The sequence below is a fragment of the Ruegeria sp. Ofav3-42 genome (assembly GCF_022347725.1).
Lineage (GTDB): Bacteria > Pseudomonadota > Alphaproteobacteria > Rhodobacterales > Rhodobacteraceae > Ruegeria.
Map to the genome: position 1 here is coordinate 13,147 of NZ_JAKRGB010000004.1, position 26,677 is coordinate 39,823.

General features: G+C 58.1%; 23 protein-coding genes. 15 read left to right on the plus strand and 8 right to left on the minus strand.

What is annotated here, in order from left to right; genetic code table 11:
* Nucleotide 1: 1 nt before the first annotated feature.
* The 4 genes from MHN28_RS07710 to MHN28_RS07725 all read left to right on the plus strand — a co-directional run bounded on the left by MHN28_RS07710 (nt 2) and on the right by MHN28_RS07725 (nt 5,014).
* On the plus strand, nt 2-601 hold the full coding sequence (locus MHN28_RS07710) for an NTP transferase domain-containing protein (RefSeq protein WP_239337711.1): 600 nt from the start codon (nt 2-4) through the stop codon (nt 599-601).
* A gap of 752 nt (nt 602-1,353) precedes the next feature.
* Nucleotides 1,354-2,790: a Do family serine endopeptidase gene (locus MHN28_RS07715; RefSeq protein WP_239337713.1), complete on the plus strand. Its 1,437-nt coding sequence runs from the start codon at nt 1,354-1,356 to the stop codon at nt 2,788-2,790.
* A 180-nt stretch (nt 2,791-2,970) separates the two neighbouring features.
* Nucleotides 2,971-3,651: a response regulator transcription factor gene (locus MHN28_RS07720; protein WP_239337715.1), complete on the plus strand. Its 681-nt coding sequence runs from the start codon at nt 2,971-2,973 to the stop codon at nt 3,649-3,651.
* On the plus strand, nt 3,644-5,014 hold the full coding sequence (locus MHN28_RS07725) for a HAMP domain-containing sensor histidine kinase (protein WP_239337717.1): 1,371 nt from the start codon (nt 3,644-3,646) through the stop codon (nt 5,012-5,014). The genes MHN28_RS07720 and MHN28_RS07725 overlap by 8 nt, the downstream gene beginning before the upstream one ends.
* Here the strand turns inward: MHN28_RS07725 and MHN28_RS07730 are convergent.
* Genes MHN28_RS07730 through MHN28_RS07745 form a run of 4 tightly spaced genes read right to left on the minus strand, consistent with a single transcriptional unit; the run spans nt 5,011 to nt 7,933 of the window.
* Nucleotides 5,011-5,478 carry a CYTH domain-containing protein gene (locus tag MHN28_RS07730; protein ID WP_239337719.1) on the minus strand — a complete coding sequence of 156 codons (468 nt, stop codon included), beginning with the start codon at nt 5,476-5,478 and terminating at the stop codon, nt 5,011-5,013. The genes MHN28_RS07725 and MHN28_RS07730 overlap by 4 nt on opposite strands.
* Complete coding sequence (locus MHN28_RS07735; RefSeq protein ID WP_239337721.1) at nt 5,475-6,230, minus strand: ParA family protein; 756 nt, start codon at nt 6,228-6,230, stop codon at nt 5,475-5,477. The genes MHN28_RS07730 and MHN28_RS07735 overlap by 4 nt, the downstream gene beginning before the upstream one ends.
* Nucleotides 6,231-6,233: 3 nt before the next feature.
* Entirely contained in the window at nt 6,234-7,748 is a 1,515-nt protein-coding gene (locus MHN28_RS07740) for a CHAD domain-containing protein (protein ID WP_239337723.1), read from the minus strand.
* On the minus strand, nt 7,748-7,933 hold the full coding sequence (locus tag MHN28_RS07745) for a hypothetical protein (RefSeq protein WP_239337725.1): 186 nt from the start codon (nt 7,931-7,933) through the stop codon (nt 7,748-7,750). The genes MHN28_RS07740 and MHN28_RS07745 overlap by 1 nt, the downstream gene beginning before the upstream one ends.
* A 150-nt stretch (nt 7,934-8,083) precedes the next feature.
* Between MHN28_RS07745 and MHN28_RS07750 the strand changes: the two genes are divergently transcribed.
* Complete coding sequence (locus tag MHN28_RS07750; protein WP_239337726.1) at nt 8,084-8,431, plus strand: TfoX/Sxy family protein; 348 nt, start codon at nt 8,084-8,086, stop codon at nt 8,429-8,431.
* Nucleotides 8,432-8,487: 56 nt separating this feature from the next.
* Here the strand turns inward: MHN28_RS07750 and ndk are convergent, their stop codons facing one another.
* Nucleotides 8,488-8,910, minus strand: a complete 423-nt coding sequence (ndk, locus tag MHN28_RS07755) for a nucleoside-diphosphate kinase (protein WP_239337727.1) — start codon at nt 8,908-8,910, stop codon at nt 8,488-8,490.
* Nucleotides 8,911-9,024: 114 nt separating this feature from the next.
* Nucleotides 9,025-10,227 (minus strand): multidrug effflux MFS transporter, encoded by a 1,203-nt coding sequence (locus MHN28_RS07760; RefSeq protein ID WP_239337728.1) that lies wholly within the window; start codon nt 10,225-10,227, stop codon nt 9,025-9,027.
* Between the two features lie 106 nt (nt 10,228-10,333).
* On the opposite strand from MHN28_RS07760, the gene MHN28_RS07765 reads away from it, so the two are divergent.
* From MHN28_RS07765 to MHN28_RS07795, 7 genes are all read left to right on the plus strand, one after another.
* Nucleotides 10,334-12,187: an ABC-F family ATP-binding cassette domain-containing protein gene (locus tag MHN28_RS07765; RefSeq protein WP_239337729.1), complete on the plus strand. Its 1,854-nt coding sequence runs from the start codon at nt 10,334-10,336 to the stop codon at nt 12,185-12,187.
* Entirely contained in the window at nt 12,184-12,807 is a 624-nt protein-coding gene (locus tag MHN28_RS07770) for a MarC family protein (RefSeq protein WP_239337730.1), read from the plus strand. The genes MHN28_RS07765 and MHN28_RS07770 overlap by 4 nt, the downstream gene beginning before the upstream one ends.
* Nucleotides 12,808-12,848: 41 nt before the next feature.
* Nucleotides 12,849-13,430 carry a TIGR02281 family clan AA aspartic protease gene (locus MHN28_RS07775; RefSeq protein ID WP_239337731.1) on the plus strand — a complete coding sequence of 194 codons (582 nt, stop codon included), beginning with the start codon at nt 12,849-12,851 and terminating at the stop codon, nt 13,428-13,430.
* Nucleotides 13,431-13,490: 60 nt separating this feature from the next.
* Nucleotides 13,491-14,111, plus strand: coding sequence for an ImuA family protein (locus tag MHN28_RS07780; protein ID WP_239337732.1), 621 nt, complete (start codon nt 13,491-13,493; stop codon nt 14,109-14,111).
* Nucleotides 14,112-14,173: 62 nt separating this feature from the next.
* Complete coding sequence (locus MHN28_RS07785; RefSeq protein WP_239337733.1) at nt 14,174-15,388, plus strand: CynX/NimT family MFS transporter; 1,215 nt, start codon at nt 14,174-14,176, stop codon at nt 15,386-15,388.
* Nucleotides 15,385-15,981 carry a YceI family protein gene (locus MHN28_RS07790; RefSeq protein WP_239337734.1) on the plus strand — a complete coding sequence of 199 codons (597 nt, stop codon included), beginning with the start codon at nt 15,385-15,387 and terminating at the stop codon, nt 15,979-15,981. The genes MHN28_RS07785 and MHN28_RS07790 overlap by 4 nt, the downstream gene beginning before the upstream one ends.
* A gap of 80 nt (nt 15,982-16,061) precedes the next feature.
* Nucleotides 16,062-17,285 carry an MFS transporter gene (locus MHN28_RS07795; RefSeq protein ID WP_239337736.1) on the plus strand — a complete coding sequence of 408 codons (1,224 nt, stop codon included), beginning with the start codon at nt 16,062-16,064 and terminating at the stop codon, nt 17,283-17,285.
* 134 nt (nt 17,286-17,419) lie between these two features.
* On the opposite strand, the gene MHN28_RS07800 is transcribed toward MHN28_RS07795, so the two are convergent.
* Complete coding sequence (locus MHN28_RS07800) at nt 17,420-18,358, minus strand: hypothetical protein (protein WP_239337738.1); 939 nt, start codon at nt 18,356-18,358, stop codon at nt 17,420-17,422.
* A 174-nt stretch (nt 18,359-18,532) separates the two neighbouring features.
* Between MHN28_RS07800 and metG the strand changes: the two genes are divergently transcribed.
* The 3 genes from metG to MHN28_RS07815 all read left to right on the plus strand — a co-directional run bounded on the left by metG (nt 18,533) and on the right by MHN28_RS07815 (nt 24,856).
* On the plus strand, nt 18,533-20,251 hold the full coding sequence (gene metG / locus MHN28_RS07805) for a methionine--tRNA ligase (protein WP_239337740.1): 1,719 nt from the start codon (nt 18,533-18,535) through the stop codon (nt 20,249-20,251).
* A gap of 285 nt (nt 20,252-20,536) precedes the next feature.
* Complete coding sequence (locus MHN28_RS07810) at nt 20,537-21,715, plus strand: efflux RND transporter periplasmic adaptor subunit (protein ID WP_239337743.1); 1,179 nt, start codon at nt 20,537-20,539, stop codon at nt 21,713-21,715.
* A gap of 3 nt (nt 21,716-21,718) precedes the next feature.
* The gene (locus MHN28_RS07815; protein ID WP_239337744.1) at nt 21,719-24,856 is read left to right on the plus strand and encodes an efflux RND transporter permease subunit; all 3,138 of its coding nucleotides are present in this window, start codon (nt 21,719-21,721) and stop codon (nt 24,854-24,856) included.
* A 52-nt stretch (nt 24,857-24,908) separates the two neighbouring features.
* Here MHN28_RS07815 and glpD read toward each other — a convergent pair whose 3' ends face one another.
* The gene (gene glpD, locus MHN28_RS07820; RefSeq protein WP_239337745.1) at nt 24,909-26,501 is read right to left on the minus strand and encodes a glycerol-3-phosphate dehydrogenase; all 1,593 of its coding nucleotides are present in this window, start codon (nt 26,499-26,501) and stop codon (nt 24,909-24,911) included.
* Nucleotides 26,502-26,677: the final 176 nt, after the last annotated feature.

The window sequence follows — 26,677 nt, forward strand, 5'->3', positions numbered from 1 at the left end:
CATGATCGAAATTCCCATCATCCTTCTGGCCGCCGGACAATCCCGCCGTATGGCGGGTGCGGATAAACTGTTGCAGAGCATCGAGGGCAAATCCCTGTTGCGCCGATCCGCGCTGACTGCGCTTAAGACCGGACCTGTTATTGTTGCGCTGCCGCCTGCCCCGCACCCCCGCTACGAGGCGCTGGCCGGGCTGGATCTGACAAAAGTGGGCATTCCAAACGCGGATGAGGGTATGAACGCAAGCCTGCGCGGCGCACTTGCACATACGCCGCCCGAAGCGGACGCTGTGATGGTTCTGCTGGCCGATCTGCCGGACATAACCGTTGACGATCTGAAAAGCGTCATCGCCTCTGTCCACGAACAACCTGATCACTTGATCTGGCGCGGCGCGACCTCTGCCGGAAAGCCCGGTCACCCGGTCATTTTTGATCGCCAGCTTTTTGACGAACTCAGCCGCCTGACCGGTGATGACGGTGCGCAATCGGTTGTGCGCGCCCACAAGGATAAGGTGTGCCTTGTGCCTTTGCCGGGCCGGAACGCTCTGTTGGATTTGGATACGCCTGAGGATTGGGCGCAATGGCGATCACAAAGAACCACCTAACGTGAAGCGGCCCGGTCGATTTCGACCGGGCCGCTTGCCCAAAACAGGACTACCACTTTTCACCAATCCCGAAAACGCGGCCAAAAATGTCTAAAGACACCCTGGCTATTCCGCTGCTGAACCTAAACAAGACCCCCTCGTTAACATGCCGCTCAGCGTTTCCAGTGACTGTGACAAGCCGTTGGCACCCCCTAGTGCCGTCGGCTCCCCCTCGCTTGGGCAAGATCATCGTCACCCATCCGGTGCGTCCAAACAACGTAAAATTGGAAAGAACAGTTAATTTTTCGCATATCGGGTTGGCTTTTGCGCAACATCCCGCCGAAGGCAACTCTACTTAAAGGCGATCACAAAAACGACCCTGATGCACCAGATTCAGTGTTATGCACATTCTTAATTGGGCATATAATAATCTTATTGGGTGCATATGCTTTAACTATGCACAAATTCAAAAAACCAGGCCACAACCAAAAGACGAATATTTTCATTCAGCGGTCTTCGGGCAGCCCTTTGTTACCAAAACTGAATCAATTCAAGTCATTTCAGAGATTGACCGTCAATTCAGCAACAATCCACTGATTCGAATCTTTTGATTCGCAGCCGGTTCATCAATCTCTCGGGTCGGAGCGATAGAACGGCACGTTTGTGGCGAAATTAAGATTTCTTAATGTGCAGCACAGGAAACTCACAGACTGATGCCGCATCTCCTCTTTCAACGCGCGGCCGCAATCGCGCGATATAAACAGGAGACTAAAATGAGCATCCGTAAATCCTCTCTGCTTTTGCCACGTGTTACCAGCTGGGCCGGCGTATCCGCGCTTAGCGCTGCACTGTTGGCCACAACCGCCCTGCCCTCGCTGGCGGACGAGGCCCTGGCTGATCTGGTTGAGAGTGTGTCCCCCTCGGTGGTGACAATCATCGCCGAGCAGGACGTCGTGCCCGCACAGGCCAAGGGACAGAACTTTGATTTCGAAGGACACCCATTCGGAGAGTTCTTCGAGCGTTTCGGTGGCCCTGAGGGCTTTCAAATGCCGCAACGCGGCCCGGCTCAGGGACTGGGATCGGGCTTTGTACTGGATGAAGCCGGCTACATCGTGACCAACCACCATGTGGTCGACAACGCCTCGACTGTAACCGTCCGCCTGAGCGACGATCGCAGTTTTGATGCCGAGATTATCGGTACCGACCCGCTGACCGATATTGCCATCCTCAAAATCGATGCGGGTGAAACCTTGCAAGCGGTTGAACTGGGCGACAGCGACGTCATTCGCGTAGGCGAAGATGTTGTCGCCATCGGCAACCCGTTCGGCCTGCACTCTACCGTGACCACCGGCATCGTATCGGCCAAAGGCCGCAACATCTCGGCCGGCCCCTACGCTGAGTTTATCCAGACCGATGCTGCTATCAACAAGGGCAATTCGGGCGGTCCGCTGTTCAACATGGAAGGTGAAGTTGTCGGCGTGAACTCGGCCATATATTCACCGACCGGTGGTTCGGTTGGCCTGGGCTTTGCCGTGACCTCGAACATCGTCGAACATATTGCAGCGGACCTGCGTGATGATGGTCAGGTCAGCCGCGGCTGGTTGGGTGTTTCTATCCAGAACGTCAGTCCTGAGATTGCCGCCGCGATGGGCATCGACGCCTCATCGGGCGCGCTGGTTTCGGATGTCGTTTCCGGCAGCCCCGCCGAAGGCGTTCTGCAGCAGGGCGATGTCATCCTGACGTTCAACGATGAAGCCGTGGACTCAAGCAGCGACCTGCCGATCCTCGTCGGAACGACCAAAGTCGGCACTGACAGTGTCCTGACCGTTCTGCGCGACGGCAAGGAAGAGACGCTGAACCTGACAATCGGCCAGCACCAGAGCGCCTCGGCCGAGATCGACAAATCAGTGGACGAAGGCATCTCGGGCACAGCCCTGGGTGTGACCGTCGCCCCGCTGACCGACAGCAACCGCGCCCAGATGGGCGTTGCTGAAAACGTCGACGGCGTGGTCGTGACCGAGCTGAAGCCCGACAGCCCCGCGGCCAAGGCCGGTCTGCAACGCGGCGACGTGATCGTGAAGCTGGGCGGCCAGGAAACCGCGACACCTGACGCGCTGAAGGCCGCATTGGACAGCGAAAAGACCGATCCGGCCCTGGTGCTGATCAATCGCGGCGGCAACCAGATCTTCGTGGCGGTGGAAATCGCCTGAACTTAAGCCTGTGCGCGCCATTTGATGGGGAATTCTGGCGCGCGCCTCCCTGGCGGATTGAATTGTCCGCTCTCCGCCGGGACTGCCGGGTGCTCCTCAACGCACCCGGCACGTATTTTTTCAAATCCTGTGCTTTATCTGATTTTTGTGTTTAAATCCCGCTGGAAAGGAAGGCAAAACATGAGCCGTCGCTTGCTGATCGTCGAAGACGACGAAGACACCCGTGAATTCATCGCCAAGGGTTTTGGCGAAGAAGGCTACGTGGTCGAGCAGGCCGCCGACGGGCGTGAGGGTCTGTACCACGCCACGGATGGCGGGTTTGACGCCATTGTGCTGGATCGGATGCTGCCGGGCCTTGATGGCTTGTCGCTGATCAGATCCCTGCGGGCGGCGGGGGTGAAAACCCCGACCTTAATGCTGACCGCTATGAGCGCCGTTGACGAGCGGGTCAAAGGCCTGCGCTCAGGTGCCGATGACTATCTGGTCAAACCGTTTTCGTTTCAGGAACTGCACGCGCGGATCGAAGCCTTATTGCGGCGTCCTCAGGAATCCGAGGAAACTGCAACGCTGACCTGCCGCGACCTTGAGATGGACTTGCTGACGCGCAAAGTCACCCGCGACGGGCATGAGATTTCACTGACTCCGCGCGAGTTTCAGATTCTTGAGTTCTTCTTGCGCCGTAAAAACCGCGTAGTTTCGCGCACCATGCTGCTGGAAGGTGTTTGGGATTACCATTTCGACCCGAATACCAACGTGGTCGACGTTCATATCTCAAAGCTGCGCCGCCAGTTGGATGAAGGCGGCCGACCACCCTTGATTGAAACAGTTCGAGGCGCAGGTTACATGATATCCGATGGATAACCTGCGACTTTCGTTCAACAATTCGCGCACCCGACTAGTCCTGGCCAGCATGGTTCTCAGCACCTTGCTGACAGCAATTGTGCTGGGTCTTGTGTATTTCACGGCCAATCGCAGCATTGAAGGTGAAACACGTTCGGTGGTTTCTGCCGAACTGACAGGTCTGGCCGATGAATACGAGCGGCGCGGTCTTATCGGGCTGTTACAGGCTATCGAACGGCGGCTGCCCACGGCGTCGGAGCGCGACGCGCTGTATCTTTTGACCGATCGCTTCGGGGTCAAGCTGGCTGGCAACCTGAAGCACTGGCCCACCGAAGTTACCGCGGGCAGCGGTTGGGTCGATCTGGAACTGCGGCGGGCTGACAATGACCAATTGGTTCCAATTTCAGCGGCCTCGGTTCGACTGCCCGGAGGCGAACGCCTGTTGGTTGGTCGCGACGCCTTGGCACGACAGCAATTCGACCGGGCGCTGTTGCGCGCCGTTGCGCTGGCGCTGGCGATTGCTTTGGCCCTCAGCTTTCTGACTGGCTGGCTGTTCACCCGGTTGGTGTTTTCAAGATTGTCGGACATCGCAAGCACGGCAGAAAACATCGTTTCCGGCGATCTGTCCCGTCGCATGCAATTGCGTGGAACCGGGGATGAATTTGATCAGGTCGCCGGAACTCTGAACACCATGCTGGACCGGATCGAGGAACTGATCAGTAACCTGCGCACGACATCCAACTCAATCGCGCATGACCTGCGATCACCGCTTTCGCGCTTGCGTCAAAGGGTCGAGTCGCTGTCCGATCCCGACAAAAGCGATCTGGACCGCGAAGTGGATGTGGCCCGCGCAACCACCGAGATCGATCACGTACTCCGCGTTCTTGGACAACTGACCGAGATCTCGCGTGCCGAAGCCGGCGTGGGCCGCGAACAATTCGAGCCCGTGGACCTGCAGCAGCTGGTCGGCGATGTCGTCGAGCTTTACGAGCCTGTGGCCTCTGATCAAGGGGTTACGCTAGAGGTCACTGGAACTGCAAATGCCGTTCAGGGCCACCGCCCTCTTCTGTCGCAGGCGTTGTCGAACCTGTTGGAAAACGCCATGCGCTACGCGCCGGAAGAAACGGCCATTACGATCACCTTGTCAGAAGACGGTCCCTTCGCTTGCCTGAGCGTACGTGACCGGGGCCCCGGTGTGCCCGAAGACGAACTGCCGCGTCTGCAGGTTCCGTTCGTAACACTCGATCCTGCACGGACCGAGCGAAATGCCGGGTTGGGCCTCGCTCTGGTCGCAGCGATATCTCACATGCATCAAGGCGCGTTTGAGGCACACAATCGCAACCCGGGCCTCGAAGCTACAATCAAGTTGGCGCGCAAGCTTTAATCCGGCACACCCTTGATGGCCATCATCTTGTTTTTGTAGCGTTTATCGGCAGTGACATCCATTCCGAACCATACCGGCGGTGTGTAATCCCGCGCCTCGGATTCCGAGGTGAATTCGACCTCGACCAATTGCAGCGGTGCAAGGTCCCCCAGAAAGATATCCAGTTCAAAAACCCGTCCGTCGGGCAACTGCCCGGTGTAGCGCTCTTTTTCCACCCGGCGACCTTCGGTCTCGGGCCAGAAGGTGTTGAACTGGTCAGCGGTGATTTCGGCCTCACGTTCGACACGCACCATCGTGCCGCCCCCCTTGAGGGTCAGAAAGTGTTTATCATCCTTCTGCCGCAGGCGCAGTTCCGTGGAATCGTCCGGTGCCGTCAGATAACCCTGACGGACCACCGCCTTTTTCGTAGCGCTCAGGTCCGGCAGATCGGCCACCAGAAATTTACGTTCAATTTCGGTGCTCATTGGCTTGAAACAACTCCGTTTTCTATCTCGTCATACAGCGCCTGATAAGCCGCGCTGGCAGCGCTGCGCGGCGCAAAAACACTAACCGGTGCGCGATTTTGCCCCATGCGTTCGACATCTGCCGCGAAAGGGATCGAACTGTGCAGGAAACGCTTGCGATACAGTTTTTGCATCTCGTCCATCGTTTCCAGATGCAGGGTCTTTCGGCGCTGCACCATGGAAAAGAACGCCTTCAGCTTTCTCTTCGGCAGCTTCTTAGTGTCGAAAAAGCTGACAAGCTGGTCGAATGTACGTTCCGATAAGGTCGTCGGGATGACCGGGACAACGATCTGATCAGCCGCTTTGAAGATGTTTTCGGACAGGGTCGAAAAGTTCGGTGGGCAGTCCAGAATGATCACGTCGTAGTCACTGCCTGCCGAAACCAAAGCCTTTTTCAGTCTCGAGCGCTTGTTCCGCATCCTCGACAAAAACACGTCGAAATCCCGGAAGGTCATGTTGGCGGGCAGCACGTCCAGCCCTTCGAAATCACTGGCGCGGATTGATGCCGTAAACCGTTCAACATCTTCGAAGAACCGGGCATCCGTCAGCTTTTTCGACGGCTTGACCCGAAAGTAAAAGCCAGCCGCCCCCTGCGCGTCCAGATCGCATAACAAAACCGTCTGCCCCGCCATGGCGTAGGCATAAGCAAGATTAACCGAGGTTGCGGTTTTACCAACACCGCCCTTGTTGCTGTAGCAGGCAATGATCTTCAATCCTCAGCCCTCCTTCTTATGAAACAAACTACGGAACAGATGCCGGATTTCCGGGCTATCGAAATGCTGGAAATTTGCGACCACCCGGTCGCGCTCGGTCCTTTGGCGTTGATTCAGAACTGCAATCAGCCCCCCAACCGACATGGCAATCTGTGCATTGGCACGGCCTTGGTTGTTGCTTTGCTGTGCAACAAAACGCAAAAGCGCCTCTTGCTGAACTGAGAAATCGTTGAACAGCCCCAGGTTATCCTGCAGCTTTTTCAAAGGCTTGATAATCGTCTTGAAAGCTTTCGCATTGAACAGTGGTGCAAAGAACTCCATCAGATACCGCAGCTTTTTGCAGTCGATGCGCAATTCATGCACGTCGTCATCTGGTGTATCCGGAGTAATCCGCCGCGCCAGTTTGCAGACTTTACGATAGCGTTTCCAGATCAGGGCACATGCATACTCATATGCGGCTCGATCCGCATTTTCGCCCGGTTGCAGGTTGCCATGATCAGAAAAAAGCGCGGCCAGATCATTCATCTGTTGATCGTAAGACGCAGTACGAAAGCGCCGGGACAGACTGCTGAGCGCCTGCGCGCGCTCTTTTTCGAACTGCGCAAACATGGCCTTGGCGCCCTCGTGAAGGTTGGGCGGGATCAGATCAAAGTAATCGTCCTTCTCAAGCAGATAGACATCCAGATCCCGAACCCGGCCGGTAGGGGCCATAAGGTCGGAAAATTCGCGCTTCAAAGCGGTGGTTTGGTCTGGCGAGAACACCCCTTTGAATAAGCTGATCACCGAACGCACACGACGCAGCGAGACGCGGTAATCGTGCAAAAACTCGGTATCGATATCCGCGAGCACGCCCGCCTCATTCTGGCGGGCGACTGCAAGATAGGTACGGATGATATCGGTGGCTACCTCGATCGACGGCTCTTGCGTACCAATACTGATTTGAGGTTTGGCTTTGTACACAACCAAATTCGGAAACAATGCCTGGAACAAAGGTTCGGTTCCGGTCGCCCCCGCCGCCATCTCATCAAACTTGCCGCAAACGGCCTGAAATGAGCGGTCGTAACCCCGCATGGGCTGCACGGCCACAAGTGACACCTGCCCGTAATCCGAGGACAACGTCATCATGGAACCGCGCACCTGAGTTTTCTGCAGATCATCGAGAATGGCAAACGAGCGGTTCTCAAGTTGCCCTGCCCCCATGCTCATCAGCGCACGAAGTTTTGGAAATCCTGCAAGACCATCGCGTACCGGCCCTTTGGGTAAGTCCTGCGCAAACTTGCCCTTGCCTTTGCATCGCTGGGTTACGGGTTCACCCGCGTGCAACAAGCGCAATGTTCCTCCGGATTCGATCAGAACTTTGCCCGACGCCCTGAGAGATTGGTCATGGCAGTCGAGGATCTCAAAGCCCTGTGCCGGCTTTGCGTCTTCAAACCGAGGATCCAGCCCTTTCAAACCGCCAGAAAACCAGGCTTCGTCAAACGCACCGGGGATTACAAAGAAGCACTCGACCAGAGCCATCAGGACCGTCCTTTTCGCGGCATGTCCAAATAGTCGTTCACAAGTGTTTCCACGATCTTCTGGACACTGGTCCCCTCTTCGATCGCGCGAATTTTCAAGGCCTTCAGTGTTTTCCCATCCAGCCTTAATGAGGTATTCTTTTTGTCCTTAACGGTCTTTTTTGGGGTTTCCTTGTTCTTCGGCATGGACGACCTCATGACAGCATGACGTCATGTGGTCACATTCCGGAAATTGGATCAATTTATATTTCCACTTACCATACGTAAGACACGATTTGCACAGAGCGCGCGAAACAACCAAATGACTCTGTCGGGCCATCCGGCTAAGACAAGGGCATGTCTGACCCCGTCTCATCAATCCGCAACCTCGGCCCGGCCTTCGAACAGTCTTGCGGGCGTGCGGACATACACTCGGCGCAGCAATTGCGCGAGCTTGGTGCAGACGAGGCCTACGCGCGTCTGTTGCAGGCAGGCACGCGTCCACATTTCATCGGATACTATGTGTTGGTGATGGGGCTGCAGGGTCGTCCGTGGAACGACTGCAAGGGCGAGGAAAAGAAAGCCCTGCGTCAGAGATTCGACGCGATCAAAGCCAGCGTGAGCACAGCGCCGGAAAATCTGATGATATCGGAACTGGACGCGATAGGTGTGCGGATCGCGCCGAAAGACCTCAAACAGGTCTGACAACGAAAAAGGCCGCACCCGGATGGATGCGGCCCTGATCTTTGACTGGCGACAGATTAGCCGACCAGTTCGATGCCCGAGAAGAAGTAGGCGATCTCAACAGCAGCGGTTTCAGGTGCGTCCGAACCGTGGACCGAGTTTTCGCCAACCGATTCAGCGAACTCGGCGCGGATGGTGCCGGGTGCTGCGTCTGCGGGGTTGGTTGCGCCCATGACTTCACGGTTCTTTGCAATGGCGCCTTCGCCTTCCAGAACCTGAACGACGACCGGAGCCGACGACATGAATTCGCACAGTTCGTCATAGAACGGACGCTCGGCGTGCACGTCATAGAACTTGCCAGCCTGAGCTTTTGTCATGTGGATGCGCTTTTGCGCAACGATGCGCAGGCCGGCGTCTTCGAACTTGGCGTTGATCTTGCCAGTCAGGTTGCGGCGGGTTGCATCGGGTTTGATGATCGAAAATGTGCGTTCCAGTGCCATGTCGGCCTCTCCTTACTATATGGCGCGGGGCCCGCGCCGAAATCCATCGCGCGCCGCCTAACACGGTATGTGCCTCATGAAAAGTGGAATGATTGCGCCTGCGGTTTTTGGCGGTCAGATTGTGTCCGGCAAGGGCTCCAACGCGTCGACCCGGCGGACGTAAAGCACGGCGAGCAGGCCGATAAAGCTGCTGGCAAACATCATCCCCAGCACCAGGTACGGCCCGTTTTCGGGCGTGACGAAAGCGCCCGTCATTGATGTCAGCACCGCCCCCAGCGCCACGATCATGGCCCCGGATAGCCCCGCCGCGCTGCCAGCCAGCTTTGGGCGCACCGACATCACTCCAGCCGAGGCATTGGCGTTCGTCAGGCCATTGCCGAACCCCACGAAAACAGCAGAGCCTAAGAACACCCAGACTGACCCCTGATCCGCCAAAAATAAGAGTAAACCACAAAGTGGGCCAACCGAGGCAATAACCCGGCCGATCAGGATCATGGTCGTCAACTGCGTTCTGGCCGCAATGCGTCCGGTGATGAAATTTCCCACCATGAATCCACCGGTGATGATGCCGATCCCAAGGCCCAGCATGGCCGGACTCAGATCGAACCAAACGGCGGCTACAAGGGGCGCACCAGTGATGAAGCTAAAGAACGCACCGATTGAGAAAGCGGCGCACAGCGCATAGCCCCAAAACCGGCGTGCGCGAAAAAGGTGCGGGTATTCCTTCAATTGGGCCGAGAACGTTGCAGACCGGTTCGTATTCGTCTCGGCCATATCCGCCCACAACAATAGCAGCATTCCGGCACCAAGGGTGGAGTACAATACGAACCCGGCCCGCCAGCCAAACAGCATATCCAGTGCCCCGCCCAGCATCGGCCCAAGCATTGGCGCCAAAGCCATCGCCATGGCGACATAGCCGAGTTTGCTGGCGGCTTCGTTCGGGGTGTACAGATCTCGGATCGACGCGCTGGACAGCACAGGGCCCGCTACGACAGCCGCTTGCAAAAGGCGGAAGCCAAGGAACACCCAGATCGACTCTGCCAGCACACAGCCTAAAGAGGCGAAGGCGAATATACCCATGGAAATCAGCAGGATCGGGCGGCGACCAAAACGGTCCGACAATGGTCCCATGATCAATTGCAGTACGGCAGACACAGCCAGATAGCCCGCAACCGACAGGTTGATCAGGGCGTAATCAACCTGAAAGTCGTCTCCCATCCGCGCCAGCGATGGCAGGAACATATTCAGGGACAGCACCGACAAAGCGGTCGCGAAAATCAACGTGATCAATGTGGGGGGCGTCTGGGCCGCGCGCATGATGAAACCGTAAAGAAATCCAACCGGACCAGCGCTAACACATTGCTTCGATATTGAACATGCCAAGCCGCTGGCGGTGGCAACACTGCTCTGCTAAGAGCGCATCATGCTACGGATCGAAGACATAACCTACGCGGTCGAAGGCCGCCCCCTGTTCGACGGGGCCAGTGCGACAATTCCCGACGGCCACAAGGTTGGTCTTGTGGGCCGGAACGGCACAGGGAAGACGACCCTGTTCCGGCTGATCCGGGGGGAACTGGCCCTGGAATCGGGAAATATCGTGCTGCCGAAACGCGCGCGGATTGGTGGCGTTGCGCAGGAGGTGCCCTCGTCGGATGTCTCTCTGATTAATACGGTACTGGCAGCCGATGTTGAGCGCAGTGCCCTGATGGCCGAAGCCGAAAGCGCAACGGATCCGGCACGCATCGCCGAGATACAGACCCGTCTAGCAGATATCGATGCCTGGTCGGCCGAGGCCCGCGCGGCCTCGATCCTCAAGGGTCTGGGATTTGACGACGAGGACCAGCTGCGCCCCTGTTCCGATTTCTCGGGCGGATGGCGGATGCGTGTGGCGCTGGCGGCGGTGTTGTTTTCACAGCCCGATCTGCTGCTTTTGGACGAACCGACCAACTATCTGGACCTTGAAGGCGCGCTGTGGCTGGAAAGCTATCTGGCGAAGTATCCGCATACCGTCATCATCATCAGCCACGACCGGGGGTTGCTGAACAGGGCGGTCGGCTCGATCCTGCATCTGGAAGACCGCAAGCTGACCTACTACGCGGTTCCCTACGACAAGTTCGCGGAACGCCGCGCCGAACGTCTGGCACAGGCTGAATCCGAGAACGCCAAGGCCAAGGCCCGCATCGCTCATCTGCAAAGTTTCGTCGACCGCTTCCGCTACAAGGCGTCCAAGGCGGTTCAGGCGCAGTCTCGCCTAAAGATGATCGAGCGCATCCAATTAGTCTCGACCCCACAAGAGGCCGCCTTGCGCGCGTTTTCCTTCCCTGAACCGGAAGAACTGTCTCCCCCGATCATCCAGATCGAAGGCGGTGTGACCGGCTATGGCGAGACCGAAGTGCTGCGCCGACTGAACCTGCGTATTGATCAGGATGATCGGATCGCGCTGCTAGGGAAGAACGGTCAGGGCAAATCGACCTTATCCAAGCTGCTGTCCGACCGCCTGCCCCTAATGGCAGGCAAGATGACGCGCAGCAACCGGTTGCGCATCGGTTACTTCGCGCAGCATCAGGTGGATGAGCTGCATGTGGACGAGACACCGCTGGATCACTTGCGCCGCCTGCGCCCGGACGAAGCGCCGGGAAAATGGCGTTCGCGTCTGGCTGGGTTTGGTTTGAGCGCAGATCAGGCGGAAACACTGGTTGGCCGACTGTCGGGTGGTCAGAAGGCGCGCCTGTCTTTGCTGATCGCCACAATCGACGCGCCGCATATGCTGATCCTCGACGAACCGACCAACCACCTGGATATCGAAAGCCGCGAGGCGCTGGTCGAAGCGCTGACCGCCTATTCCGGCGCCGTTGTGCTGGTCAGCCATGATATGCACTTGCTCTCGCTGGTTGCGGATCGGCTATGGCTGGTCTCGGGCGGAACGGTGAAGCAGTATGACGGAGACCTTGAGGCCTATCGTGCCATGCTGCTGGCACGCGACAAACCGGTGAAAGAAAAGCCGCAGGCCGCAAAACCCAAACGTCCCTCGCGTGAGGCGGTGCTGGCGCTGCGTGCCGATCTGCGCAAATGCGAAGACCGGATCGAGAAACTGACGGATATGCACGACAAACTCTCGGCCAAACTGGCGGATCCAGCCCTGTACGAGGATGACAAGATCAACGATCTTGAGGCGTGGAACCGTAAGTTTGCTGAGGTCGTCGAAGCCATGCAAAAGGCGGAAACCCTGTGGGTCGCTGCCGCTGAACGCCTTGAAAACGCCGAGAACGCCGCATGATGGACCTGGCCTTTTTCATCACCGCCTTCACCACGCTGTTCGTGGTGATCGACCCCTTTGGCACGACCCCGATCTTCGTGGCGCTGACACAGGGCATGGACTCCCGCGCCCGCCGTAAGGTGGCTTTACGTACCTGCGCGACGGCCTCGGGAATCCTGATCGCCTTTGCCGCCTTCGGCGAGGCGGTTCTGGGCTTTGTCGGCATCTCGATGGAGGCGTTCAAGGTCGCTGGTGGCGCGTTGCTGTTCCTGACCGCGTTGGACATGTTGTTCGAACGCCGCACCAAACGCCGCGAAGACCGGGTCGAAGAAGAAGAGGAACACCCGGACCCATCCGTGTTCCCTCTGGCCATTCCACTGGTCGCCGGACCGGGATCGATTGCGACGATCATCCTGCTGGCCGGTCAGCATCCCGGCATTCTCGGCATTGCCGAAGCCTGCATCGTCATGCTGGCGGTCATGGCCGTGGTTTTGACGTTTTTCCTGTCAGGCGGCCTGATTGCGCGCATGCTGGGCAAAACCGGGTTGAACGTGCTGACGCGGCTGTTGGGCATGTTGCTGGCGGCGCTATCGGTCCAGTTCATTCTGGATGGTCTGAAGGCCTTTGGATTTGCGTCATAAATCCCCATATACCTTTCAGGTGAATTGGTTAGGGTAACGGTATGGACGGCGACAGCATTGCACGTTTGGCGTATCTGGGATTGCTCGGCGCGGCCGTTGCGGCATGGTTTTTTTCGCAAAATCGCCAAACGCTGAATAAGACATTGCAACAGGTCGTTGCCTGGGTGCTGATTTTTATCGGCGTCATCGCTGTTGTCGGCTTGTGGGAGGACATCCGCACAACCGTCAGCCCAGCCCCGCAGATGACAGTCACCGGCCAAACGGTCGAGGTTCCGCGCGCTTATGACGGGCATTACTACCTGCCTGTTGAGGTGAATGGCGAGCCGATCACCTTCCTTGTCGACACCGGCGCAAGCCAGATTGTCCTGAGCGAACAAGACGCCGAGCGTATTGGCATCGACCCCGACCAATTGAACTATTTCGGTCGCGCCGCCACCGCGAACGGAGAAGTCCGCACAGCGCCGGTGCGCCTCGACACCCTGACCCTTGGGCCGATCACCGACCGAAACGTGTCAGCCTGGGTGAATGAGGGTGAGTTGCATCAATCGCTTCTGGGCATGGACTATCTGCATCGGTTTTCGAATATCCAGTTCGCCGATGGTCGTCTGATTTTGGCGCGTTGAACGGATCATCGGCCACATTCCCCGATTGAGAACAAAGTGAGAACATGATAGTCTCACGGCATGTCTACAAACCTTCTTGGCCGCAAACCCGCGCGTGAGGCGCCGGGGATAAACCTCCATCCGCAGATCAGCCTGCAACTGGCCCGCGTACACGAGGCCTGCGGCCCTGCCCGGCGCAGCTTTGCCATGTGGTTGGCCGGTCAGGCACAGGGGCCGGTGCTGTGGATTTCGCCCGCGTGGGAACCCGGGCAACTGAATCCTGACGGTATGATGGCTTTTGCCGACCCGGCCCGGTTCCTGTTTGTCCGCCCGACCCGATCCGAAGACCTGCTGTGGTGCATCGAAGAGGCGCTGCGCAGCGGGGCCATCCCGCTGGTCATCGGTGATCTGCCCGGCGCACCGGGCCTGACGCCGGTACGGCGGATGCATCTGGCCGCCGAACAGGGCGGCGCGATGGGGCGGGCTCCGCTGGGGTTGCTGCTGACGCCCGGTGACGGCGGCGCGCAGGGGGTCGAGACGCGCTGGCACATGGCCGCAACCCACAAGGCCGAGGCCCGACGCTGGACCCTGACCCGCCGCCGCGCCCGCGCCCTGCCCCCGGTCAGCTGGCACGCCACCCAGACCAGACCGCGCGCCGGCCTGCACCTGCAGCAGATCGCCACAGAAGACACACCCGTGTGATCATGCGCCCCTCACGGGAGTTGTGACTGGCCAAAACATGGGGCGAGCCCTAGCGTTTCGGCATGAGCCATGCGATCCACGATAGTTCGTATTCCTGGCTGCGCCTTGCGATCACCCTGATCATCGCAACCGTGGCGAATGTAGGAATGTGGGCCGTCATCGTCGTGATGCCTGCCGTCGAAACACAATTCGGCGCCGGACGAGCAGAAGCGGCGATGCCCTACACACTGGCCATGATCGGCTTTGCGCTGGGCAATCTGTGGATGGGGCAATTGGTGGACCGGCTGGGTGTAACCAAAGCCCTGATCGGGGCCGCAATCCTAAGCGCCGTCAGCTATCTGCTGGCAACGCTGTCTCCCAGCATTGTTCTTTTATCTGTCGCACATCTTCTTTTGGGGCTCGGAGCATCTATCGGTTTTGGACCGCTAATCGCAGATATCTCGCACTGGTTCATGAAACGACGTGGGATCGCCGTGGGCCTCGTGGCCAGCGGCAACTACCTGTCCGGGGCGATCTGGCCCACCTTACTGTCCGGCATATTGGCGCGAGAAGGCTGGCAGCAGGTTTACCTGACACTGGCGGTCATCACGTTGGTTGTCGTCATCCCACTATCGTTGCTACTTCGTCGACAAGTCCCGGACGAGGCGCACAGCACCGCCGCATCTGCAGCGCAAATCAAAGCACGCAGCGTCGGAATTTCTCCCCGGACGCTGCGATATGTTCTGGGGCTGGCCGGGATCTCGTGCTGTGTCGCAATGTCGATGCCTCAAGTGCATATCGTATCCTATTGCGTCGGGCTGGGTTACGGACCCACAGTCGGCGCAGAGATGCTGTCTCTGATGCTGTTCGGAGGGGTCATCAGCCGAGTCATCTCGGGCCTTGTCGCCGATCAACTGGGCGGCGTTCGAACAGTCCTTATTGGCTCGGTCCTGCAATGTCTCGCATTGCTACTATTCCTCCCTTACGACGGAATGGTCTCGCTCTATGTGATCAGTTTGCTCTTTGGCCTTTCGCAGGGCGGCATTGTCCCCGGCTATGCGTTGGTGGTGCGTGAATACATGCCCCCTCAGGAAGCGGGTGCACGTGTGGGGTTTGTCATGATGATGACCATCATGGGCATGGCACTGGGGGGATGGATGTCCGGCTGGATCTACGACGTCACCGGCAATTACCAACTGGCCTTTATCAACGGTATCCTCTGGAACGGTCTGAACATCGGCATTCTGCTATTCCTGCTCAGCCGTTCCCGGCCGCGCAGGCAAGAGGTTCCGGCATGAGCGCGCTGACAAGACGATCCATGCTGGCGGGTCTGGTGGCGTTGCCGCTGGCACGGCAGGCACAAGCCGCACTGGTCCCTTACATGTTGTCTCCGGTCGGGACATCCGTCGGCTTTTCCTTCATGCTCTCTGGGGTCGCCCAGTCAGGTACGATGCCAATCCAATCGGCAAACGTCCAGATCGACACTGATCAGTTGCAAAACAGCCGTGTTACCGTGGTGTTAAATGTGGCCGCTGCACGCACCAGGCTGCCCTTTGCCCGCGGCCCGATGCTGAGTCAAAGCGTTCTGAACGCACAGGACTTTCCCACCATCACATTCAAATCCACCCGAATACAGCTTGGCCCGACCGGTCGTATCTCTGAGGGTGCGACCATAACCGGAGATCTGACCGTTCGCGGTGTGACGCGTCCGGTGACGCTTCGGGCCAATCTCTACCGCAGGCCAGGAACTGCAGCGGATGATCTGAGCGCATTGTCCATTCTGCTATCCGGTGCTTTGAATCGCCATGCGTATGGTGCATCCGGATACCCGGATTTGGTCGCGGACACCGTCACGCTCAACATCCGAGCCGAACTGATCCGGAAGACCTGACACACGAAAGGCAAAAAACGACGCGCAAAAGTCGAATTAGAACGCGCACCGCTGGTTAATGCGGTAATGCTGGCCCTACTATGCGCACGATCATTTCTTTTGCCGCCCTTTTTCTTTCGGTCATTCTTCTGCAGCTCTCGACGGGCGGCGTTGGTCCTCTGGATGCGATCTCGGGCATCACGCTTGAATTCACAACCGAGCAGATCGGTCTGTTGGGATCGGCGCATTTTCTTGGGTTCTTTATCGGGTGCTGGTGGGCCCCGCGGCTTATGGGCAATGTCGGCCACTCTCGCGCCTTTGCGGTCTGCACAGCCTTGGGTGCGATGGGTCTGATCGGTCACACACTGACCGACAACCCGTATATCTGGGCCGCGCTCAGGATCGCATCCGGCACCTGCGTCGCAGGCAGTTATACGGTGATCGAGGCATGGCTGAACGCCAAGGTCACAAATGAGACACGTGGGCGCGCCATGGGCACCTACCGCATTGTCGATATGGGGGCGTCCCTTGGTGCGCAGCTGATCATCGCCGTTCTGCCACCCGCATCTTATGTCTCTTACAACCTGTTGGCGATTCTTTGCTGCGCCGCCCTTTTGCCCCTTACGATGACGCGAGCCAGCCAGCCCAAAACGCCGGATGCTCCGCGCCTGCGACCGAAACTGGCCTGGCGCAGTTCGCCATTGGCGGTTGCTGGTGTGATCGTGGCGGCGTTGAGCTCGGCTTCGTTCCGGATGGTGGGTCCCGTCTACGGGCAAGAGGTTGGGCTGGGCGTGGATCAAATCGCCTTCTTCCTGGCGTCTTTTGTTCTGGGCGGGGCGCTGGCCCAATATCCGATGGGCTGGCTTGCGGACAAATACGACCGTCGCTGGGTGCTGATCTGGCTTTCCGTTGCCGCGGTCCTGAGTTGCGGGATAACAATGGCCGCAAGCGGGACTGGCACGATAGGCGTCATGACGGCCGCCGTTCTGTTCGGCTTCACAACGTTCCCGATCTTCTCGGTGTCATCGGCGCACGCAAATGACTTTGCCACAACGGAACAACGGGTTGAGCTATCGGCCGCGCTGATGTTCTGGTACGCGCTGGGTGCGATTGCCTCGCCCTATATCTCTTCGACATTGATCCAGCAATTCGGCCCAGGTGCCTTGTTCGCTTTCGTAGCGCTTGGACATGTTTTCCTGATCATCTTCGGCCTTGCGCGGATGCGCTCGCGCCCAACACCGGAAGAGAGAACCAACTATGTCTACGCGCCGCGCACGTCGTTTACGATTGGTCGCTTACTGAAGCGGTCACGCGAAGGCCGGTAGCACAAGAGGCGGGATTTTTCCGGCTCAGCTATGTTATTGATTGGTCGCAGCTTCTTCGGGGACAAGCCCGAACTTATCGACTTGTCCGATGGTCGGCCGCTCAGGCGATTGCCCGAGGGATGGAGCCCGGAATGCTACTCCGACGGCGGCGGGGATGGGATCATTTCATCCAGAAGAGAGCCTGCTTCATATCCCAGCAGGTCAACTTCCATACGCCCCGGATCCCCGAACGCCCAGGCGCCGACAAGACGTTGCATTCGCTCGTAACCGACGAAATCGGCCATCGCTTTGTTGCCATGCGCGTTTTCGGCAAACATGACCTGGCCCGCCGCGACTTTCTTCGGCATTACCCGCTCCAGATACAGCTCAACAACGTTTATCCCCGTCACATTCGACCCGCCGTGATGAACAACATACATGTCGTCCCAGACTTCTTTGCTGACCGCAGCGCGCGCGTCCGACACGGCCTTGTGTAACGTGGCCAGCTCGGCCCGCGCCGCTTCACGCATGTTGGCCGCCCAGATCGGGCGCATGCCGTTGATCGCATCTGTCACGTCCTGTCGCGTGAGTGTCCCGCGTTTGACCGCCCCGCTCACAAAGCTACGAGCGCCCTCAAGCATTTGTCGTTGCCGGGCGATCTCTTCTTGCGGCAGGTCGATGCCATCTATCGCGGGCAGGAGGGTGTCGATTTCCTGTGCGATGGTTGCAAAATCCCGCTTCCAGCGCGGATTCTCGCTGTCTTCGTTCGGCCACGGGGTGACTGCTCCGATAATCCCCAGCAGAACGTGGGAAGTTGACTTGAAAATAAGATAGTTCGGTGCGCCCCTTGGGAACGAAACCTCGCCATTGTCGGACATGATGGTAACGTCCCGCGCGATCACCATTACAGGTCGGGTTTCTGCCGTCAGCGCATCCTGACCCCGGCGAAAAATCGACAGCATAGCTTTGTCGAAGGCCCCGACAGCGTCCATGGCCTTACTTTGATCGGCCCAAACGCCAGGTGGTACCGCAAAAACGCTCAAACAGAGAATAACGGACAGATGTTTCAGGCGATCAACCGAAAATAGTTTCATATTGCCCCCCACGTGACTGATGCGCCTAATAATACACGTTTACGGGAAACTACGCGAAGGCCCGTGTCAGACCCGCTCTTACCTGCCTTTCAGGCGCTTATCCGTGAATGCGGGGTTTTGCTGGCCCGTTACATAATGTAGACGGGCGCGCAGACAGTTACGTGGATACGGTACATGGCTCGGATTCTCATCACCTCGGCGATCCCCTACATCAACGGGATCAAGCACCTCGGAAACCTGATCGGCTCGCAATTGCCGGCAGATCTGTACGCGCGCTACCAGCGCGGCCGGGGGAACGAGGTCATGTTCCTGTGTGCCACCGATGAACACGGCACCCCGGCTGAATTAGCGGCGGCAAAAGCAGGCAAACCAGTCGCCGAGTATTGCGCCGAGATGCATGGAGTGCAGTCCGACATCGCCAACCGCTTTGGGCTGAGCTTTGACCACTTTGGTCGCTCGTCCAGCGAACAGAACAAGCGTCTGACGCAACATTTTGCCGGTAAGCTGGACGACGCGGGCCTGATCCGCGAAGTCAGCGAGAAACAGGTCTATTCCAACGCCGATGGCCGCTTTCTGCCCGACCGCTATATCGAGGGCACCTGCCCCAATTGCGGTTATGAGCGCGCGCGTGGTGACCAGTGTGAGAACTGCACCAAGCAGCTGGACCCGACCGACCTGATCGAGCCACGCTCGGCCATTTCCGGCTCGACCGATTTGGAAGTGCGTGAGACCAAGCACCTGTATCTGCGCCAATCGGCAATGAAGGATCAGTTGGATGCGTGGATCGACAGCAAACACGACTGGCCGATCCTGACCACTTCGATTGCCAAGAAATGGCTGCATGACGGTGACGGCCTGCAAGACCGTGGCATTACCCGAGACCTGGATTGGGGTGTGCCGGTCAAGAAAGGCGATCGGGACTGGCCGGGCATGGAAGGCAAAGTCTTCTACGTCTGGTTCGACGCGCCCATCGAGTACATTGCCTGCGCCAAGGAATGGGCCGACGCCAACGGCAAGACCGACGCCGATTGGGAACGCTGGTGGCGCACCGACAAAGGTGCCGAAGACGTGCGCTATGTCCAGTTCATGGGCAAGGATAACGTGCCTTTCCACACTCTGTCTTTCCCGGCGACTATTCTGGGATCGGGCGAACCGTGGAAGATGGTCGACCACCTGAAATCGTTCAATTACCTGAACTATGACGGCGGCCAGTTCTCGACCAGCCAGGGCCGTGGCGTATTCATGGATCAGGCGCTTGAAATCCTGCCCGCCGATTATTGGCGCTGGTGGCTCCTGAGCCATGCGCCCGAAAGCAGTGACAGTGAATTCACTTGGGAAAACTTCCAGCAATCCGTGAACAAGGACCTTGCGGATGTTCTTGGGAACTTTGTCAGCCGGATCACCAAGTTTTGCCGTTCGAAATTCGGTGAGGCTGTGCCCGAGGGTGGTGCCTATGGCGAACGCGAACAGGCGCTGATTGATGAGCTCACCAAACGAATCCGGGCCTATGAAGGGCATATGGAGGCGATGGAGGTTCGCAAATCCGCGCAGGAGCTGCGCGCGATCTGGGTTGCGGGCAACGAATATCTGCAGGCGGCAGCCCCCTGGTCGACTTTTAAGGAAGATCCGGAACAGGCAGCGGCACAAGTTCGTCTGGGCCTCAACCTGATCCGTCTCTATGCAGTGCTCAGCGCTCCGTTCATTCCGGAAACGTCGGCTAAAATGCTCAGCGCGATGAACACGCTTGATACCCGCTGGCCCGAAGACGTGGCGGCCGCGTTGAATGCCCTGCCCGCCGGGCATGATTTCGCGGTTCCGGACGTGCTGTTCGCCAAAATCACGGATGATCAACGTGAAGACTGGCAGTCCCGGTTCGCAGGCACGCGGGACTAAGAAAATCATTCAGACAACCTAAGGGGGGGGCAATTTGCTCCCCTTTTTCTTTGGCTATCCACTTTGCCCTCTAATTGCTACGGCGCCAATCCGCCTACCAATTGTCAAAAGCTGCCGGTAAACCTGCGACCTGTCGTGATAATTTCTGGAACCGACATCCAGTAACGGGCGTCAACAAGGTTGAGAAATACATTCAAACCCGCCATCCTGACGAAAAGTTCTGGCGACTCGGCCCGTTAGTGACGGTTCGGGTCGTGTATAGTTTTCTTCAACGAGGCAATTGCCATGTCCCTTGTACCGACGTTTTCGAAATCCCCTCACAGCAGCCGTGCCGGCAAATTCCTCTGGCCCTCCGCCGCTGTGATCTGTCTGGGACTGGCACACGCCGCCGTCGCACAGGACCAAAGCGAAGCCCCGCCACCGAAAGTCTCGATTGCGGCTGCATACACCGAAGAGATCACGGATGAGGCAGTGTTCATCGGGCGCGCCGAGGCGATCGACAAGGTCGACATCGTTGCCCGGGTAAACGGGTTTCTTGAAACTCAGGATGTTGATGACGGTGCTCTGGTCCAAAAAGACGACCTGCTGTTCACCATCGAACCCGACCTTTATGAGGCGACTTTAGAGGCTCGCAAAGCAGATCTGGAACGCGCCGAGGCCAATCTGGAACTGGCCAAGATTGATTTAGCCCGGAAGGAAGAGCTGTATCAACGCGATGCGACTCCGGAAGCCGAACGTGACACCGCCCGCGCCAACGAACTGGTCGCGGAAGCCGAGGTAAAAGCTGCTAATGCCGCCATTCAGCAAGCCGAACTAGACCTGAGCTATACGGAAATTCACGCGCCGTTTGCCGGCCGGATCGGTCGCGTGAATACAAGTGTCGGCGACGTGGTCGGGCCAACAAACCCGCCGCTCGTGAACCTTGTCAGCGAAGCGCCCATCTTCGTGAATTTCTCGTTGAACGAAAAACAGTTCACTTCGGTTCTTGAACAATATGGTGAAAGCGCAGCGTCCTTGGCCGAAAGCGACCAAAGTCCGAACGTGCACCTGACCCTGCCCAATGGAACAGCGCTGGACGAAACCGGTGAGATCGTTTTTGTAGATAACCGCATCGATCCGCTGACAGGTGCGATTACACTTCGGGCGCAATTCCCCAATGCCGCCCGCCTGATCGTAGACGGTCAGTTCCTGAGCGTTCAGATCGAGGCGCTGGAGCCGACGCTTCAGGTGTTGGTCCCCCAGGCCGCTTTGCAGCGCGATCAGCGCGGCGAATTTGTTCTGGTGGTCAATGACAAGCAACTGGTCGAACAGCGTTACATCACCACGGGCGATACCGTCGGAACTGCGATCATCGTGCTGGATGGTTTGCGCGAAGGCGAAAGCGTGATCGTCGAGGGCCTGCAAAGGGTTCGCCCGGGTGTGGCGGTGGATGCCGTCGTCGCTTCTGAACAGCCGGGAGAATAACGGATGTTCTCAGCCCTGTTCATCAGCCGGCCTAAGCTGGCGCTTGTTATTTCGCTTGTCCTGACCATCATGGGCGGCATCGGCTATCTGGTTTTGCCGGTCGCCCAGTTCCCGGACATCACACCACCAGTGGTCAGTGTGACGACCACCTACACCGGCGCCAACGCCGAAACCGTGGAAAACACCGTTGCCGCCCCGATTGAGGCGCAGGTGAACGGTGTGGACGACATGATCTATATGACGTCCACCTCATCCGACAACGGCTCGTATTCGCTGAACATTACGTTTGAAGTGGGTACTGACCCCGATATCGCGTCCGTAAACGTGCAGAACCGCGTGGCACAAGCGATGTCCTCGCTACCGGCAGAGGTAACATCGTCAGGGGTGGTAACACAAAAGGCGTCGACCAACATGTTGTTGCTGGTGACGCTGACATCGCCGAACGGCACATATGATAGCGTTTTCCTGTCCAACTATGCCTCAATCAACCTGAAAGACGCTCTGGCGCGGGTTCAGGGCGTTGGTAAAGCGGACGTTCTGACCAATCTGGAATACGCCATGCGGATCTGGATGGACCCCGATCAGATGGCAGCTCTGTCCATCACACCGGGCGACGTGATCAACGCCATTCGCGAACAGAACGTCGAAGTTTCGGCCGGTTCCATCGGTGCGCCTCCGGTGCCAGAAGGACAGACTTTTCAGTACACGATCAAAACCAAAGGCCGCCTGACCTCGGCTGCCGAATTTGGTGACATTGTCATCCGAACCGGTGATGCAGGGTCTATTGTGCGGGTCAAGGATATCGCCAGGGTCGAGCTGGGTGCGGAATACTATGCAGCCTCTGGTTTTTTTGACAGTGTTCCGGCCACCGTAATCGGCATTTATCAGGCACCCGGTGCGAACGCGTTGGCGGTCTCTGAACGCGTCGAGGCTGAACTGGAACGGTTGTCGCGCACCTTTCCCACGGATGTCGAATACGACGTTCCCTTCAACACCACTGACTTTGTAGAACAGTCACTGAATGACGTGGTCACGACCCTGATCCTGACTTTCACGCTGGTGATCACGGTTGTGTTTGTTTTCCTTGGCAGCTGGCGGGCAACCATCATTCCCGCGGTTGCGATCCCGGTCTCTCTGATCGGTACGTTTGCGTTCCTGCTCTTGTTCGGCATGTCGCTGAACACGATTTCGCTGTTCGCGCTGGTGCTGGCCATCGGGATCGTGGTGGATGACGCCATCGTTGTGGTCGAAAACGTCGAGCGGATCATCGCGGACGAAGGTCTTCCCCCGGCTGAGGCGACACGCAAAGCTATGGGGCAGATCACTGGCCCGGTGATTGCAACCACGCTGGTTCTGTTGGCGGTGTTTGTACCGGTGACCTTCATGCCCGGCATCTCGGGGCGGCTCTATTCGCAATTCGCTGTGACGATCTCGACCGCGGTTGTGATCTCATCGATCAATGCTTTGACTCTATCGCCTGCATTGTGCGGGCTGGTGCTGAAACCGCGGTCTGGCCCGCCCAAAGGGCTGTTGGCGGTGTTCGAGAACTTTATCGGCACCATTCGGACCGGCTATGTCGCAATCGTTCGCAAGCTGCTTATTCTGCCGGTTGTCGGGCTGGGTGTCATTGTTGTGCTGGCCATGGGCACGGGCACGATCATGTCCAATACGTCCAGCGGCTTCCTTCCGCTTGAGGATAACGGCTATCTGTTTGTTGATATTCAGCTTCCCGACGCCGCGACTCTGGAACGCACCGAGGTCGTGTCCGGTCGGGTCGATGACCAGATCCAGCAGATCCCGGGCGTGTCCAGTACCGTTCTGATCAACGGTTTCTCGATCCTCAACGGCACGACCACAAACGGCGCTGCGATCTTCGTGAACCTCGAAAACTGGGACGACCGTCAAGAAGACGACCTGAGTGCGGACGCCATTCTGCAAAAGGTTCTGGCCATCGCATATGGTGAGTCCGCGGCTTCGATCGTGGCATTCAACCCACCGCCGATTCAGGGTCTCGGAAACTCGGCGGGTGTTGAGATGGAGGTTCAGCAAACGGGGGGCGGCACGCCTCAGGACTTGGCCTCGGCGGTCGGATCGTTTGTATACGCGGCCAACCAACGTCCAGAAATCGGACAGGCCTATACCACCTTCCGCGCAAACGTGCCGCAGCTGTTCGTCGATCTGGACCGCGAGAAAGCCAAGACGCTGGAGGTTTCAGTTGCCGAGGTTTTCCAGACGATGCAGGCGCAATTGGGGTCGTATTACGTGAACGACTTCAACCTGTTCGGACGGGTGTATCGGGTGATGATCCAGGCCGACGGGTCGTATCGGGACAATGTTGACGATATCTCGAACCTCTACGTGCGGTCGACCAAAGGTGAGATGGTGCCCCTGGGTACACTCATTGACGTCGAAAACGTTCTGGGTCCGGTTTTGCTGAAGCGTCACAACCTGTTCAGGTCCGCGACTGTGACGGCCGTTCCTGCCGAGGGGCTTTCGACCGGCGATGCGATCACAGTGATGACCGAGGAATCGACCACCGCCCTGCCCCCCGGATACGCCTTTGAATGGACCGGGACGGCGCAACAGCAGCTGGCTTCCGGTGGTCTGGTCATCGTCATCCTCGGGCTGGCGATCCTTTTTGGATACCTGTTCCTTGTGGGGCAATACGAAAGCTGGACGATGCCGGTATCGATCCTGCTGTCGGTGATCGTTGCGCTGTTCGGTGCGGTGGCCGCTGTGGCCATCGTTGGCAGCGACATCAACCTGTACACGCAGATCGGGATGATCATGCTTGTAGGTCTTGCCTCGAAAAACGGCATTCTCATTGTCGAATTTGCGATGGAGCAGCGGGCCAAAGGCCTTTCGATCAGGGACGCCGCCGCCGAAGCTGCGTATCAACGTTTCCGCGCGGTGATGATGACGGCCTTGTCCTTCCTGCTGGGTGTGGTTCCGCTGCTCGCAGCAAGCGGCGCGGGCGCTGCAAGCCAGAAGGCCATCGGTGTGGCCGTGTTCGGCGGAATGCTGGCAGCGACGCTGGTCGGGGTAATCCTCGTGCCGGTCCTGTATGCCTTGATGCAAAGCCTGCGGGAGTGGATCAAGGGAACGAAAAACGATCCGGGCTCTTCCGAGGAAACTGCCTGATCCAAAACAAAAACCCCGCCAATCCGGCGGGGCTTTTTTTAGGCCGGCTTGCTTAGGCCGAAACGACCGCTGGCGTGTTTTGGTGGTCCATCCACCCCTGAATGCGCTCGATTTGCTCGGCGGTCAGTCTCAGGCCCATCTTGTTCCTGCGCCACACAACGTCCTCGGCCGTGCGGGCATATTCCTTGTCCATCAACCACGCCAATTCCCGCGCAGTCAGGGTTGCGCCGAAGTCTTCGCCCAAATCTGCTATGGAGGTGGCATCCCCCAGAACGATCCGGGCTTCGGTGCCATAGGCGCGGACCAGCCGCTCGGCCCAGGCTCGGTCGAGAAACGCGTAGTCAGCCAATAGCCCTGCGACCAAATCCTGTACGCCATCGACCGGAAAATCCCCGCCGGGCAACGCGACGCCAGCTGTCCATGGGCCTGGCAAATCGGGGAAGTGCTCGGCTACCTTTTCCATCGCGCTTTCCGCCAGACGCCGGTACGTGGTGATCTTTCCGCCGAATACGTTCAACACAGGCGCCCCGCCCTGCGCGTCGACCTTCAGGGTGTAATCGCGGGTCGCAGCCGTCGCACTGCTGGCCCCATCGTCATACAGAGGTCGCACGCCGGAATAGGTCCATACGATATCATCGCGCGCGACCGGCTGCTTGAAGTACTTTGTCGCGAACGCACACAGATAATCCTGCTCTGCCTCAGTACAGACCGGTGGTTCTGATGGGTTCGGATGATCCTGATCTGTTGTACCGATCAGGGTAAAGTCGCGCTCATAGGGGATGGCGAAGATAATGCGCCCATCCTCGCCCTGAAAGAAATAGCACTTGTCGTGATCAAAGAGTTTGCGCGTCACGATATGGCTGCCACGCACCAGGCGCACCCCTTCGCGGGAATTGACCCGGATCTTGGTCTGGATAATGTCTCCGACCCACGGTCCACCCGCATTGATCAACATTCTGGCGCGAACGACGCGTGTTTCTCCATTTTGCCGATCACGGATTGTGACCTTCCACAGATCATCGACCCGTTCAGCGGAGAGAACTTCGGTCTGCACCAGAATTCTCGCGCCGCGAGCCTCAGCATCGCGGGCATTCAGTACTACCAGGCGAGAGTCTTCGATCCAGCAGTCGGAATACTCATAAGCAGTTTCGAACTTATCCTGCAGCGGCGCACCTTCCGGAGCGCTGCGCAAGTTCAGCGAAGTTGTCCCCGGCAGGATTTTACGCCCGCCAAGGTGGTCGTACATAAACAACCCCAAACGGATCAGCCACGCTGGGCGCTGTCCCCGCATCCACGGCATCACCTTGTTCAGCAACCGGGACGTCGGTGTCTCGGAGTCGAACCGCATGTCAGCGTGATACGGCAGCACAAAGCGCATCGGCCAGCTGATATGGGGCATCGCGCGCAGTAGCGTTTCACGCTCGATCAGAGCCTCTCTCACCAGGCGAAATTCGAAGAACTCCAGATACCGCAAACCGCCATGAAACAGCTTCGTCGAGGCTGACGAAGTCGCCGAGGCCAGATCGTTCATCTCAGCCAAAGTGACGGACAACCCTCGCCCAACTGCATCTCGCGCGATGCCGCACCCGTTGATCCCGCCACCGATGATGAAAAGGTCTGTGACCTCGCCACTTTGCCGTTCCATATCCGGATGATTCCCTATGCTGGAAAAGTCGCGGCCATTAACCCGGCGCAGGCGCGTTTCGTCAATGCCGCTATTCGGTTTTTTTCGCTTTCACTTCGGGAGAGTGCACGAATTAGCACAAGGTAACTGTAAGAACAGCGTACCCTCGTTCAAATGCTTGATTTATTCTTCAAATA